Raw genomic sequence first — 14,561 nt, forward strand, 5'->3', positions numbered from 1 at the left:
AAAAGGATTTTCGCCACACAGCAAAACGCCCCGAACCAGTCGGGGCGTTTGCTTGTTCAGCGGTCAGGCGCGGGGGTGATTAAACGCCCGATGCCTTGGCTGCTGCGACGTCCTTGATGGACAGCTTGATACGGCCGCGGTTGTCCACGTCCAGTACCAGCACTTCCACTTCCTGGCCTTCCTTGAGGATGTCGGTCACTTTCTCGACGCGAGCATCGCTCAGCATGGAGATGTGAACCAGACCGTCCTTGCCCGGCAGGATGTTGACGAAGGCGCCGAAGTCGACGATGCGCTCGACCTTGCCGACGTAGATCTTGCCGATCTCGGCTTCGGCAGTGATGCCCAGGACGCGCTGGCGTGCAGCCTCTGCCGCTTCCTTGGTTTCGCCGAAGATCTTGATCGAACCGTCGTCCTCGATGTCGATCGAAGCCTTGGTTTCCTCGCAGATCGCACGGATGGTCGCGCCGCCTTTACCGATGACGTCACGGATCTTGTCGGTGTCGATCTTCATCGCGATCATGGTCGGAGCGTTTTCCGACAGTTCGGTACGGGACTGACCGATGACCTGGTTCATCTGACCGAGGATGTTCAGGCGCGCTTCCAGGGCCTGGCCCAGGGCGATCTCCATGATCTCTTCGGTGATGCCCTTGATCTTGATGTCCATCTGCAGCGCGGTCACGCCCTTGGCGGTACCGGCTACTTTGAAGTCCATGTCGCCCAGGTGGTCTTCGTCGCCCAGGATGTCGGTCAGGACGGCGAACTTCTCACCTTCCTTCACCAGGCCCATGGCGATACCGGCAACCGGCGCCTTCATCGGAACGCCTGCGTCCATCAGTGCCAGGGAAGCGCCGCAGACCGAAGCCATGGAGCTCGAACCGTTGGACTCGGTGATTTCCGAAACCACGCGGATGGTGTACGGGAACGAATCGGTGTCCGGCAGCATGGCCTGGACGGAACGGCGGGCCAGGCGGCCGTGACCGATTTCGCGACGACCGGCGCCACCCATGCGGCCACACTCGCCCACCGAGAACGGCGGGAAGTTGTAGTGCAGCATGAACGGGTCTTTCTTTTCGCCTTCCAGGGTGTCCAGCAGTTGCGCGTCACGGGCGGTGCCCAGGGTTGCAACGACCAGGGCCTGGGTTTCACCACGGGTGAACAGCGCCGAACCGTGGGTCTTCGGCAGCACGCCGACTTCGATGTTCAGCGGACGTACGGTGCGGGTGTCGCGACCGTCGATACGTGGCTTGCCGTTGACGATGTTTTCGCGAACGGTGCGGTATTCGATTTCGCCGAAAGCCGCCTTGACGTCGCTGGCCGATGGCTGGCCTTCTTCGCCGGAGAACCGCGCCACTACCTGGTCACGCAGCTCGCCCAGGCGCGCATAACGGTCGGCCTTGATGGTGATGGTGTAGGCCTGGGAAATCGCTTCGCCGAACTCGGCACGGATCGCGCCCAGCAGCTCGGTGGCTTCCGGTTGCGGCGCCCAGGTCCAGGTTGGCTTGGCAGCTTCGGCGGCCAGTTCCTTGACGGCGTTGATCACGACCTGGAACTCGTCATGGGCGAACAGTACGGCGCCCAGCATCTGGTCTTCGGTCAGTTCCTTGGCTTCGGATTCAACCATCAGCACGGCTTCGGAAGTACCGGCCACGACCATGTCCAGGCTCGATGCCTTCAGTTGCTCGTAGGTCGGGTTCAGCAGGTAGCCGGTGCTTTCGTGGAAGGCCACGCGGGCAGCGCCGATAGGACCGTCGAAAGGAATGCCGGAGATCGCCAGCGCGGCCGAGGTACCGATCATCGCAGCGATGTCCGGATCGGTTTTCTTGCTGGTGGAAACGACGGTGCAGACCACCTGCACTTCGTTCATGAAACCTTCAGGGAAAAGCGGACGGATCGGACGGTCGATCAGGCGGGAAGTCAGGGTTTCCTTCTCGGAAGGACGGCCTTCGCGCTTGAAGAAACCACCCGGGATCTTACCGGCGGCGTAGGTCTTTTCCTGATAGTGGACAGACAGAGGGAAGAAGCCCTTGCCTGGATCGGCCTGCTTGGCACCGACAACGGTCACCAATACGCTGACGTCGTCGTCAACGGTGACCAGCACTGCGCCGGATGCCTGACGGGCGATACGGCCAGTCTCGAGGGTAACGGTCGACTGACCGAACTGGAATTTCTTGATTACCGGGTTCACGGTGTCCTACCTTCTTTGTGGCTCTTGGGGAAACTTGTCTTCTTGCGAAATTCTTGGGCAGTGCCGGGAATCGGCCCAACGACTGTCCAGATAAAACTTGAGGCTGGGAGCCTGCCGGTCGCCGACGCGAACGCGGGCAACTGGCAGACAACCAACCTCATAGCGCAATCGCTGATTAGCGACGCAGGCCCAGGCGGCCGATCAAGGTGCTGTAACGATTGACGTCCTTGCCCTTGAGGTAGTCCAGCAGCTTGCGACGCTGGTTTACCATGCGGATCAGACCACGACGGGAGTGGTGATCTTTACCGTTGGCCTTGAAGTGACCTTGCAGTTTGTTGATGTTGGCGGTCAGCAGTGCAACTTGCACTTCTGGCGAACCAGTGTCACCAACAGCTTGCTGGTAGTCGGTCACGATCTGAGCTTTTTCTTCAACGCTGAGTGCCATGTGGCTTTCCTCTTGTTCAAGGTACCGTTTCCGAGGAAACCGCACCAACAGGCCAGGGACAGATCCCTGTATCTATAAATGAGTGATGACCGTGCCTGTTGACAGCCACACTCGCCCGCCTGCTTACACAGACGGGTTCCGGTCATTCCGACCGAATCAATCGACGTGGCGCAATGCGCCCGTCTTCGCTCACTTCACCGATACCGATGAAGCGACCGTTGTGATCCTGTACCCGTACCATGCCGAATTTCGGCGCGTCCGGGGCGCGTACCGGCTGGCCGTTGAGCCAGTAGAAAGCGCTGTGTTCGGAGAACTGCAGCAGCGGCCAATCCAGCAAGCCACTGTCCGATGGCATCAGGAAACGGTCCACCGCTTCGTTGCCACCTTCGGCATGTGCCGCTTCCAGCTCTTGCAACGTGACCGTCTGGGCCAGCGCGAAAGGACCGGCCTGGGTCCGTCGCAGTTCTGCCACGTACGCACCACAGCCGAGCTGCTCACCGATATCCTCCACCAGGGTACGGATATAGGTGCCTTTGCTGCAATCCACGGCAAGCCGGACAGTATTACCGTCAAAAGCCAGCAATTCCAAGCGCGCAATAGTAACAGAACGCGGTTCACGCTCCACTACTTCGCCTGCACGAGCCAGCTTGTACAGCGGCTGTCCGTCCCGCTTGAGCGCGGAGTACATCGGCGGTATCTGACTGATTTGCCCGCGGAAACGCGGCAGTACCGCTTCGATATCCGCCTGACCAACGGTCACCGGGCGCTCGCGCAAAACCTCGCCTTCGGCATCTGCCGTGGTGGTGGTCTTGCCCAGTTGCGCCAGGGTTTCATAGCCCTTGTCGGAATCGAGCAGGTACTGGGAGAACTTGGTCGCCTCGCCGAAGCACAACGGCAGCACGCCGGTGGCAAGCGGATCGAGGCTACCGGTATGCCCGGCCTTCTCGGCATTGAGCAGCCAGCGAACCTTCTGCAATGCCGCGTTGGAGGTAAACCCCAACGGTTTGTCGAGCAGGATGATGCCGCTCACGTTACGACGGATACGTTTGACCTGAGCCACCGCTTACTCCTTGGTGTCTTCGGGTTCAGCCGCGTGCTGACTGTCTTCAGCCACGGCGCGCTCGATCAGGGCCGACAGATGCGCCCCGCGCGCGACGCTTTCGTCGTAGTGGAAATGCAACTGTGGAACGCTGCGCAACTTCATTTCGCGGGCCAGCTGCATGCGCAGGAAGCCGGCGGCCGAGTTGAGCACCTTGATGCTCTGGCCGATGTCTTCGGCATTGTCCTGGCCCATCACGGTGATGAAGATCTTCGCATGACCGACGTCACGACTGACTTCTACCGCGGTGATGGTCACCAGGCCGACACGTGGATCCTTGACTTCGCGACGGATCAACTGCGCCAGCTCACGCTGCATCTGATCGCCGATGCGTTGGGTACGGCTATATTCTTTTGCCATGTCTTGTTACCTGTTACTGCCCCACGGTGAAACCCGCAAGGTCTGAAAGCGGCAAACGCCCGGCCTGGCAAAAAGCCGGACCGGGCGTTGCGTTTAGAGTCCGCCGGCGACGGCGCGCATGTGCATGCGGCCAGCCACCAGGGCTCTTGAAGTGCGCGAGTCAGAGGCTGCGAGCAACCTGGACCTTCTCGAAGACTTCGATCTTGTCGCCGACCTTGACGTCGTTGTAGCTCTTGACGCCAATACCGCATTCCATGCCGGCACGTACTTCGGAAGCGTCATCCTTGAAGCGACGCAGGGATTCCAGCTCGCCTTCGAAGATCACGATGTCTTCACGCAGTACACGGATCGGACGGTTACGGTGAACGACACCTTCGATCACCATGCAACCGGCGATCGCGCCGAACTTCGGCGAACGGAACACATCGCGTACTTCGGCCACGCCCAGGATGTTCTCCCGCACGTCGCTGCCCAGCATGCCGGTGAGGGCTTTCTTGACGTCTTCGATGATGTCGTAGATCACGTTGTAGTAACGCATATCCAGACCTTCCTGCTCGACGATCTTGCGAGCGCCGGCATCGGCACGCACGTTGAAGCCGAACAGTACAGCGTTGGAAGCCAGCGCCAGGTTGGCGTCGCTTTCGGTGATACCACCGACGCCGCCACCGACCACGCGCACCTGCACTTCGTCGTTGCCCAGGCCGTTCAATGCGCCCTGCAAGGCTTCCAGCGAGCCACGGACGTCGGACTTGAGGACGATGTTGAGCGTCTTCTTCTCTTCCTGGCCCATGCTTTCGAAGATGTTTTCCAGCTTGCCGGCGTGAGCGCGAGCCAGTTTGACTTCGCGGAACTTGCCTTGACGGAACAGAGCCACTTCACGGGCTTTCTTCTCGTCGGCCACAACGCTCATCTCGTCGCCAGCGTCCGGGGTACCGTCCAGGCCGAGGATTTCGACCGGAATGGCCGGACCGGCCTCCTTGATGGCCTTGCCGTTCTCGTCGAGCATGGCACGCACGCGGCCATAGTTCGAACCGACCAGCACCATGTCACCCTGACGCAGCGTACCGTCCTGAACCAGGACCGTTGCCACCGGACCGCGGCCCTTGTCCAGGCGCGATTCGACTACGACACCACGGCCAGGAGCCGACGGCGTGGCGGTCAGTTCGAGCACTTCAGCCTGCAGCAATACCGCTTCGAGCAGCTCGTCGACGCCAGTACCCATCTTCGCGGAAACCGGGACGAATGGCGTGTCGCCACCCCAGTCTTCGGAGGTCACGCCGTGAACCGACAGTTCGCTGCGGATGCGATCGAGGTCGGCACCCGGCTTGTCGATCTTGTTCACCGCCACCACCAGCGGAACACCGGCCGCCTGGGCGTGCTGGACAGCCTCGACAGTCTGAGGCATCACGCCGTCGTCCGCCGCGACCACCAGGATCACGATGTCGGTCGCCTTGGCACCACGGGCACGCATTGCGGTAAACGCGGCGTGGCCCGGGGTATCGAGGAAGGTGACCATGCCACGTTCGGTTTCAACGTGGTACGCACCGATGTGCTGGGTAATGCCGCCGGCTTCGCCAGCCGCTACCTTGGCGCGACGGATGTAGTCGAGCAACGAGGTCTTACCGTGGTCGACGTGACCCATGACGGTCACGACCGGTGCACGAGGAACCGCTTCACCTTCGAACTTCAGGGACTCGGCCAGGGAATCTTCCAGGGCGGTGTCGCTGATCAGGGTCACTTTGTGGCCCAGCTCTTCGGCAACCAGTTGGGCAGTTTCCTGGTCCAGTACCTGGTTGATGGTGGCCGGGGTACCCAGCTTGAACATGAACTTGATGATTTCAGCAGCCTTGACCGACATCTGCTGGGCCAGGTCGCCCACAGTGATGGTCTCGCCGATCTTCACTTCGCGCACGACAGGGCCGGTAGGGCTCTGGAAACCGTGGGCGTTGCGCTTCTTCAGCTTGGCCTTGCCACGACCGCCGCGACGGAAGCCATCGCTTTCTTCGTCGGTGGTGCGTGGTGCAACCCGCGGGGCCGGTGCTTTTTCCTTGACCGACGCGCGATGAGGAGCATTCTTGCGCTCGCCATCACCACCACGACGGTTTTCGTCGGCACGCGACTTGTCCGGGCGACGCTGTTCGTCACGCTTGCGGGTATCCGCCACAGGGGCTGGAGCCGGAGCCAGTACCGGCGCGCTTTCACGCACAGGCTCGACAACCTCGGCAGGTTCCGCGACCGCTTCGACCGGAGCGGCTTGCTCCGCAGGAGGCTGGCGACGCGCTTCTTCTTCGGCGCGGCGCTTGGCTTCTTCTTCAGCCTTCTGGCGCGCAGCATTTTCCGCTGCACGACGTTCTTCCAGCTCGCGTTTGCGCTCGGCTTCGATTTCTTCCGGGCTGCGCTGCACGAAAACTTTCTTCTTGCGCACTTCTACGCTGATGCTCTTGCTACCGGCAACACGCAGGGTGCTGGTAGTTTTACGCTGCAGCGTGATCTTGCGCGGTTCTTCCACTTTTGCCTTGTGACTGCTCTTCAAGTGAGTCAGCAGGGACTGCTTCTCACTGTCGGTCACATGTTCCTCGGCGGCGGTGTGCGGCAGACCTGCCTCACGCATCTGCTGCAACAGGCGCTCTACCGGTGTTTTGACCTCATCGGCCAGTTGTTTCACCGTGACTTGCGTCATGCACTTCTCTCCTCAGGCCGCGCCTAATTACTCGAACCAGTGGGCTCGGGCGGCCATGATCAACTTGCCGGCACGATCATCGTCAATGCCGTCGATGTCGAGCAGATCGTCAATAGACTGCTCGGCCAGGTCTTCGCGGGTAATTACGCCGCGCACCGCCAGTTCCATCGCCAAATCCTTGTCCATACCCTCAAGCGAGAGCAGGTCTTCGGCCGGATGGGCGTCTGCCAGCTTTTCCTCAGTAGCGATGGCTTTGGTCAACAAACGATCCTTGGCCCGAGCGCGAAGCTCGGTGACGATATCTTCGTCAAAGCCATCGATGTTGAGCATCTCTTCCACCGGCACGTAGGCAATCTCTTCCAGGCTGGTAAAGCCTTCATCCACCAGCACCTGTGCCAACTCTTCATCGACTTCGAGCTCTTCGATGAAATTGCGCAGGATGTCGCCGGTTTCAGCTTGCTGTTTGGCCTGGATGTCCGATTCGGTCATCACGTTCAAGGTCCAGCCTGTCAGTTGGCTGGCCAGACGTACGTTCTGACCACCGCGACCGATGGCCTGGGCCAGATTGTCTGCGCCAACGGCGATGTCCATGGCATGGGCATCTTCGTCGACGATAATTGCCGCCACTTCGGCAGGCGACATGGCATTGATCACGAACTGGGCCGGGTTATCGTCCCACAGCACGATGTCCACGCGCTCGCCGCCCAACTCGCCGGATACGGCCTGGACACGCGAACCGCGCATGCCGATGCAGGCACCTTGCGGGTCGATACGCTTGTCCTTGGAACGGACCGCGATCTTGGCACGCGAGCCCGGATCCCGGGAGGCGCCCATGACTTCGATCAGGCCTTCGGCGATTTCCGGCACTTCGATGCGGAACAACTCGATCAGCATTTCCGGCGCGGTACGCGACAGGATCAACTGCGGGCCGCGGTTCTCGGTGCGGATTTCCTTGAGCAGCGCACGCAGACGCACCCCCACCCGGAAAGTCTCGCGGGAAATGATGTCTTCCCGAGCCAGCAGCGCCTCGGCATTGTTGCCCAGGTCGACGATCACGTTGTCGCGGGTAACCTTCTTCACGGTGCCGGAGATGATTTCACCCAGCTTCTCGCGATAGGCGTCGACGACTTGCGCACGCTCGGCTTCGCGAACTTTCTGCACAATGACCTGCTTGGCAGTCTGTGCAGCGATGCGACCGAACTCGATGGATTCGATCTTTTCCTCGACCACGTCACCCACCTTGGCGCCAGGATGCGTTTGCGCAACCTTGCTCGGCCAGGTTTCGATCGCCGGGTCATCCAGGTCGGCTTCCTCGACTACCGTCCAACGACGGAACGTCTCGTAGGCACCGGTGTGGCGATTGATCTCCACACGCAAGTCAACTTCGTCTTCAAACCGCTTCTTGGTAGCAGTGGCCAGAGCCAACTCCAGCGCTTCAAAAATCACGCCAGCCGGTACGCCCTTTTCATTGGATACCGACTCAACAACCAGCAGTACTTCTTTGCTCATCGTACGCCTCGCCTTTCGCAAGCCATTGGATCCGCGGGATCCGCAGTATCTGGCACGTATCAGTCAAAACTGGGAATAATGTTGGCCTTGTCGATCATATCGATCGGCAACAGGAACTCATGGTCATCTACCTGCACCACGACGTCCTGCTCTTCTACACCGCGCAGAAGGCCTTGAAAGTTGCGTCGTCCTTCAAAAGGCGAGCGCAGCTTGATCTTTACTTGTTCCCCGGCAAACGAGGCAAACTGTTCGAGAGTGAACAGAGGGCGCTCCATGCCAGGCGAGGAAACTTCAAGGGTGTATTCGCTGCTGATAGGATCTTCAACATCCAGTACACCGCTGATCTGACGGCTGACGATGGCACAGTCGTCCACCAGCACGCCGCCTTCCTTATCGATATAAACGCGCAACAGTGAGTGGCGACCTTGAGCCGAAAACTCAATACCCCAGCATTCATAGCCAAGGGCCACGACCACCGGGGCCAACAAGGCCTGCAACTGTTCTAGCTTGCTCGACACCTGAACCCCCTCGTGCATGTTTGTGCATGCTGTGCAAATAAAAAAAAATGGGCGAATCGCCCATCCCTGAAACGCCGTTGAACAGCGGCGTTGTAAAGTGTCCAGCTAACAAAAAGCCCCTTGGAAGGGGCCCTGAAACTGGTTGCGGGAGCCGGATTTGAACCGACGACCTTCGGGTTATGAGCCCGACGAGCTACCAGGCTGCTCCATCCCGCGACAAAGCTGGGGCAAAAGTATACGACTGATCCCTTATAGGGTCAATGTAACCTTCCACCTACAAGAAAGCCCGCAACTGCGGGCTCTCCTGTTCAATTGGTACCGAGAAGGGGACTCGAACCCCTACACCCTATGGGCACAACCACCTCAAGGTTGCGTGTCTACCAATTCCACCACCTCGGCAAATACTGCGCTTGAAACCTTCTTACTTCTGCTCTTGAGCTGGAGGCACGTCAGTCGCCGAGTTGGCCGACTTTTGCTCTTGAAGCACCGGGACATCATCAGAAGCCGGTTGTTGCTTTGGTACTTCCAATACTGCCGGGTTTGGCAAACCTACTTGAGTCAGCTCTTGAGCTTTCTCTTTAGCAAAGTAACCTAACCCTAAGCTGGTCAAGAAGAAACCGGCGGCGAGTATAGCAGTAAACTTACTAAGAAAGGTAGAGGAACCTTGGCTTCCGAATACAGTATTTGAAGCACCTGCACCGAAAGACGCACCAGCATCCGCACCTTTACCCTGCTGCAGCAGTACGAGAGCAACTACACCCAGTGCACCCAGCAGATGAAAAACGACTACGACTGTTTCCAGCATTTTTTCAGTTTCCCGCGGCGCGACAGATCGCACCGAACTCATCTGCATTCAGGGACGCTCCACCAATGAGCCCCCCATCGATATCCGGCATGCCGAACAGTTCGGCCGCATTGGCCGCCTTCACGCTGCCGCCGTATAGAAGCCGCACACCTCGTGCCACTTCAGAATTCTCTTCCGCCAACTGCGCGCGGATGGCGGCGTGCACATCCTGCGCCTGTTGCGGCGAAGCCGTCAGCCCGGTACCAATGGCCCAGACAGGCTCGTAGGCAATGACTGCCTTTGCAAAAGCACCGACACCCAGGTCTTCGATGATGCTGCCGAGCTGACGCCCGACAACCTCAATGGTCCTGCCGGCCTCACGATGCGCGAGGGTTTCCCCTACGCACAACACCGGGATCAGACCACAGGCCTGAGCTGCAGCAAACTTGCGGATCAAGGTCTTGTCCTGCTCGCCCATGATCTGGCGACGCTCGGAATGCCCAACCAGGACCAGGGAGCAGCCTGCATCCACCAACTGACTCGGCGCAATCTCGCCCGTCAACGCACCCTGCATGGATTCCACCGCAGAGTTCTGCGCGCCGACCGAGATCGACTTGCCTTTCAAGCCATCAACCACTTGGTTGATATACAAGCAAGGCGGGAATACCGCGACATCAACACCGCTTGGCAAGGCCAGATGACGAAGGCCGTTGATCAGCTCAGCGACGCTGGCGCGGGTACCGTGCATCTTCCAGTTACCAGCTACCATAGGGCGACGCATGCTGTACCTCGTCGGTCAAAGTGGGCGCAGATGTTACCCAACCGATTCATGACTGGCAAGCCGAATTCAGGCAGAAACTTCACTAACAAGCTTCGCCAGCTCTTCGGCATAACCGCGGACCTGTATTTCATCCTCGCCTTCGACCATGACGCGCACCAGGGGCTCCGTACCGGACTTGCGCAGCAACACGCGCCCACGTCCCGCCATCGCCTGGGTCACGCGCTCGCTGGCCTGCTTGACCGTCTCATGCTCGAGCGGGTTCGCACCACCACCGAAACGCACATTGATCAGCACTTGCGGGCATTTGCGCAACGCTTGACGCGATTGGGCCAGACTTTCATTGCGCGCCTTGAGCGCCATCAACACCTGCAAGGCGGCGATGATCGCGTCGCCGGTCGTGGTGTGGTCGAAGCACACGATATGGCCGGAGTTTTCACCACCGATGACCCACTCGCGCTCCAGCAGCTCCGAAATGACATAACGGTCGCCGACGTTGGCTCGCACGAACGGGATATCCAGGTCCGCCAGGGCCAGCTCGAGCCCGAGATTGCTCATCAGAGTACCGACCACACCGCCCTTCAGCTTGCCGCGCTCATGCAGATCGCGAGCGATGATGAACAGCAGCTCGTCCCCATCCACGACCGTGCCGGTGTGATCGACCATCAGGACCCGATCGCCATCGCCATCGAAGGCGATCCCGATATCGGCCTGCTCTGCCAGGACCGCAGCCTGCAAGGCGTCGGTATGGGTGGAGCCACAGTTGTGGTTGATGTTCAGCCCGTTCGGCTGGGCAGAAAGCACCACGACATCGGCACCCAATTCGCGGAATACACTCGGTGCGACTTTATAGGTGGCGCCATGAGCGCAATCGACGACGACTTTCAGCCCGGAGAAGCTGGTACCGGTGGGCACGCTGCCCTTGCAGAATTCGATATAGCGACCCGATGCGTCGTTGATCCGCGATACCTTGCCGATCTTGCTCGACTCGACCACCGTCATCGGGGTATCCAGCAGCTCTTCGATCATCAGCTCGACTTCGTCCGGCAGCTTGGTGCCCTTGCCGGAGAAAAACTTGATGCCGTTGTCATCATGGGGATTATGAGAAGCACTGATGACGATACCCGCCTGCGCATGGAAGGTACGCGTCAGGTAGGCAATGGCCGGCGTCGGCATCGGCCCCAGCAGCATCACATCGGCACCCGCCGAGGTCAGACCAGCCTCAAGAGCCGACTCGAACATGTAGCCGGAAATGCGCGTGTCCTTGCCGACCAGCACCTTGCAGGCGCCCATCTTGCGGAACGCCATGCCAGCGGCCCAGCCGAGCTTGAGCATGAAATCAGGTGTAATGGGGTACTCGCCGACCCGACCACGAATGCCGTCGGTGCCAAAGTATTTCTTGCTCATAAGTGCTCCGTCATTCTTATTCGGCTGATTCCACCGCTGCGATCATCCGTACGATATCCATCGTTTCGGCCACATCATGCACCCGCAGCAGGCGCGCGCCTTTTGTAACAGCCAGGGCCGCGAGCGCAAGACCGCCATACAGGCGCTCTCCCACCGGTCGACCCAGGGCATTGCCTATCATGCTCTTTCGCGAGACGCCGACCAACAACGGCCGCCCCAGGGCATGCAATGCCTCCATGTGCTTGAACAGGCTCAGGTTGTGAGCCAAGGTCTTGGCAAAACCGAACCCGGGATCCAGCACGATCTTTTCGGCAGGGATACCCGCCGCGACGCACTGCTTCAGGCGTTCCGCGAGGAACTCGCCCACCTCCCGGGTCACGTCACCATAACGAGGATCGTCCTGCATGGTTCCGGGCTCGCCGAGCATATGCATCAGGCACACCGGCAGGCCGGTAGCCGCCGCGGCATCCAGGGCTCCATCGCGCCGCAAGGCGCGGACGTCATTGATCAGCCCCGCCCCAAGTCGCGCGCTTTCGCGCATGACCGCCGGCGTGGACGTATCGACCGAAATTATGACATCAAGTTCGCGATGGATGCGTTCGACAATCGGCGCCACCCGCTCCAGCTCTTCGACGGGCGAGACGGCTCGTGCGCCCGGCCGGGTCGATTCGCCGCCAACATCGATCAGCGTCGCGCCGGCCGCCACCATGCCTTCGGCATGCCGCAGCGCAGCATCGAGCTGGCTGTATCGGCCACCATCGGAAAAGGAATCGGGGGTGACATTGAGAATGCCCATGACATGCACACGGGCCAAATCAAGAACCCGGTTGCCGCAAAGCAACCGGGTCGAGGACTGTACAGAAGTCATTTCAAGCCTTAGACATCAGCAGCCGGACCACCGATCGGTGTTTCCGGGCGCTCGCCCTGTACCGCTGGAGGAGTACCTGGAGTACCGGTACCACCCGACCAGTCGCGAGGTTCACGAGGAGGACGGCCCGCCATGATGTCGTCGATCTGCTCGGCATCGATGGTTTCATATTTCATCAACGCATCGGCCATGGCATCAAGCTTGTCACGGTTGTCCGTAAGGATCTGCTTGGCGGTGCCGTAGCACTGGTCGATGATGCTGCGTACTTCGGAGTCGATCAGCTTGGCGGTATCACCCGAGAAACTGGCGTGCTGGCCGGTACCACCACGACCGAGGAACACCTCGCCCTCTTCTTCCGCATACATCAGAGGCCCCAGCTTTTCGGACAGGCCCCACTTGGTGACCATGTTCCGGGCAATCTGGCTGGCACGCATGATGTCGTTGGACGCCCCGGTGGTCACACCATCGAAGCCCAGGGTCATTTCCTCGGCGATACGACCGCCGTACAACGAACAGATCTGGCTGATCAAGGCACGCTTGGACAGGCTGTAGCGATCCTCTTCCGGCAGGAACATGGTCACGCCCAGCGCACGACCACGGGGGATGATCGAAACCTTGTAGACGGGATCGTGCTCAGGCACCACCCGGCCCACGATGGCATGCCCCGCCTCGTGATAGGCGGTGTTGCGCTTTTCCTTTTCCGACATGACCATGGTCTTGCGCTCGGCGCCCATCATGATCTTGTCCTTGGCCAGCTCGAATTCCTTCATTTCCACGACGCGCTTGCCGGAGCGGGCGGCGAACAACGACGCCTCGTTCACCAGGTTGGCCAGGTCGGCACCGGAGAAGCCCGGCGTGCCGCGAGCGATGACCGCAGGAGCAACGTCGTCACCCATTGGCACCTTGCGCATGTGAACCTTGAGGATCTGCTCCCGACCACGAATATCCGGCAGCCCTACCACGACCTGGCGGTCGAAGCGGCCTGGACGCAACAGTGCGGGGTCGAGCACGTCAGGACGGTTGGTCGCGGCAATCACGATGATGCCGTCGTTCATTTCGAAGCCATCCATCTCCACCAGCAACTGGTTGAGGGTCTGCTCGCGTTCATCGTGACCGCCACCCATGCCGGCGCCACGGTGGCGACCAACGGCGTCGATTTCGTCGATGAAGATGATGCATGGCGCATGCTTCTTGGCCTGTTCGAACATGTCGCGAACACGGCTGGCACCCACGCCGACGAACATCTCGACGAAGTCGGAGCCGGAAATCGTGAAGAACGGCACCTTGGCTTCGCCGGCAATCGCCTTGGCCAGCAAGGTCTTGCCGGTACCGGGCGGGCCGACCATCAGCACGCCACGAGGGATGCGGCCACCCAGGCGCTGGAACTTGCCCGGATCACGAAGGAATTCCACCAGCTCGCCGACTTCTTCCTTGGCTTCGTCACAACCAGCGACGTCAGCCAGCGTGGTCTTGACCTGGTCTTCGGAAAGCAGGCGCGCCTTGCTCTTGCCAAAGCTCATCGGCCCGCCCTTGCCTCCGGCACCGCCCTGCATCTGGCGCATGAAGAACATGAACACCGCGATGATCACCAGGATCGGGAAGCTGGCTACCAGGAGCTGGGTCCAGATACTTTGCTGCTCAGGCTGCTTGCCTTCGACCACGACATGGTTGTCCACCAGGTCGCCGATCAGGCCATTGTCCTGGATGGCCGGACGAATGGTCTTGAAGCTGTCGCCATCGGTACGCTTGCCGGTGATCACATAGCCATCGACGGCAACGCGCTCGACCTTGCCATCCTTGACCTGCTGAATGAAGTCGGAATAGTTGAGGGTCTGCGGCTCGTTAGGGCTGGAGAAGTTGTTCATCACCGTCACAAGGACAGCGGCGATGATCAACCACAGGATCAGATTCTTTGCCATGTCGTTCAA

The 14,561-nt window shown here is 60.0% G+C and carries 12 protein-coding genes and 2 tRNA genes; all 14 read right to left on the minus strand.

Annotated elements, in window-relative coordinates:
• Positions 1-79 precede the first annotated feature (79 nt).
• Entirely contained in the window at positions 80-2,185 is a 2,106-nt protein-coding gene (gene pnp / locus BW992_RS03210; protein WP_072430735.1) for a polyribonucleotide nucleotidyltransferase, read from the minus strand.
• Between the two features lie 175 nt (positions 2,186-2,360).
• On the minus strand, positions 2,361-2,630 hold the full coding sequence (gene rpsO / locus BW992_RS03215; RefSeq protein WP_039592311.1) for a 30S ribosomal protein S15: 270 nt from the start codon (positions 2,628-2,630) through the stop codon (positions 2,361-2,363).
• 142 nt (positions 2,631-2,772) lie between these two features.
• On the minus strand, positions 2,773-3,690 hold the full coding sequence (truB, locus tag BW992_RS03220) for a tRNA pseudouridine(55) synthase TruB (RefSeq protein WP_072388543.1): 918 nt from the start codon (positions 3,688-3,690) through the stop codon (positions 2,773-2,775).
• A 3-nt stretch (positions 3,691-3,693) separates the two neighbouring features.
• Complete coding sequence (gene rbfA, locus BW992_RS03225) at positions 3,694-4,089, minus strand: 30S ribosome-binding factor RbfA (protein WP_072388545.1); 396 nt, start codon at positions 4,087-4,089, stop codon at positions 3,694-3,696.
• 160 nt (positions 4,090-4,249) lie between these two features.
• The gene (infB, locus tag BW992_RS03230) at positions 4,250-6,769 is read right to left on the minus strand and encodes a translation initiation factor IF-2 (protein WP_072388547.1); all 2,520 of its coding nucleotides are present in this window, start codon (positions 6,767-6,769) and stop codon (positions 4,250-4,252) included.
• 27 nt (positions 6,770-6,796) lie between these two features.
• Complete coding sequence (nusA, locus tag BW992_RS03235; RefSeq protein ID WP_072388549.1) at positions 6,797-8,278, minus strand: transcription termination factor NusA; 1,482 nt, start codon at positions 8,276-8,278, stop codon at positions 6,797-6,799.
• A 59-nt stretch (positions 8,279-8,337) separates the two neighbouring features.
• Positions 8,338-8,796, minus strand: a complete 459-nt coding sequence (gene rimP / locus BW992_RS03240) for a ribosome maturation factor RimP (protein ID WP_072388755.1) — start codon at positions 8,794-8,796, stop codon at positions 8,338-8,340.
• A 139-nt stretch (positions 8,797-8,935) separates the two neighbouring features.
• Positions 8,936-9,012: transfer RNA gene (locus BW992_RS03245), tRNA-Met, on the minus strand.
• A gap of 97 nt (positions 9,013-9,109) precedes the next feature.
• A tRNA-Leu gene (locus tag BW992_RS03250) sits at positions 9,110-9,195 on the minus strand.
• A 22-nt stretch (positions 9,196-9,217) separates the two neighbouring features.
• Positions 9,218-9,601 carry a preprotein translocase subunit SecG gene (gene secG / locus BW992_RS03255; protein WP_072388551.1) on the minus strand — a complete coding sequence of 128 codons (384 nt, stop codon included), beginning with the start codon at positions 9,599-9,601 and terminating at the stop codon, positions 9,218-9,220.
• A gap of 4 nt (positions 9,602-9,605) precedes the next feature.
• The gene (tpiA, locus tag BW992_RS03260) at positions 9,606-10,361 is read right to left on the minus strand and encodes a triose-phosphate isomerase (protein ID WP_072388553.1); all 756 of its coding nucleotides are present in this window, start codon (positions 10,359-10,361) and stop codon (positions 9,606-9,608) included.
• Between the two features lie 66 nt (positions 10,362-10,427).
• On the minus strand, positions 10,428-11,765 hold the full coding sequence (glmM, locus tag BW992_RS03265) for a phosphoglucosamine mutase (RefSeq protein ID WP_072388555.1): 1,338 nt from the start codon (positions 11,763-11,765) through the stop codon (positions 10,428-10,430).
• A gap of 16 nt (positions 11,766-11,781) precedes the next feature.
• Positions 11,782-12,633 carry a dihydropteroate synthase gene (gene folP / locus BW992_RS03270; RefSeq protein ID WP_072388557.1) on the minus strand — a complete coding sequence of 284 codons (852 nt, stop codon included), beginning with the start codon at positions 12,631-12,633 and terminating at the stop codon, positions 11,782-11,784.
• An 8-nt stretch (positions 12,634-12,641) separates the two neighbouring features.
• The gene (gene ftsH / locus BW992_RS03275; RefSeq protein ID WP_072388559.1) at positions 12,642-14,552 is read right to left on the minus strand and encodes an ATP-dependent zinc metalloprotease FtsH; all 1,911 of its coding nucleotides are present in this window, start codon (positions 14,550-14,552) and stop codon (positions 12,642-12,644) included.
• Positions 14,553-14,561 lie beyond the last annotated feature (9 nt).

It is taken from the genome of Pseudomonas sp. 7SR1, from assembly GCF_900156465.1.
In the GTDB taxonomy this organism is placed as follows: domain Bacteria; phylum Pseudomonadota; class Gammaproteobacteria; order Pseudomonadales; family Pseudomonadaceae; genus Aquipseudomonas.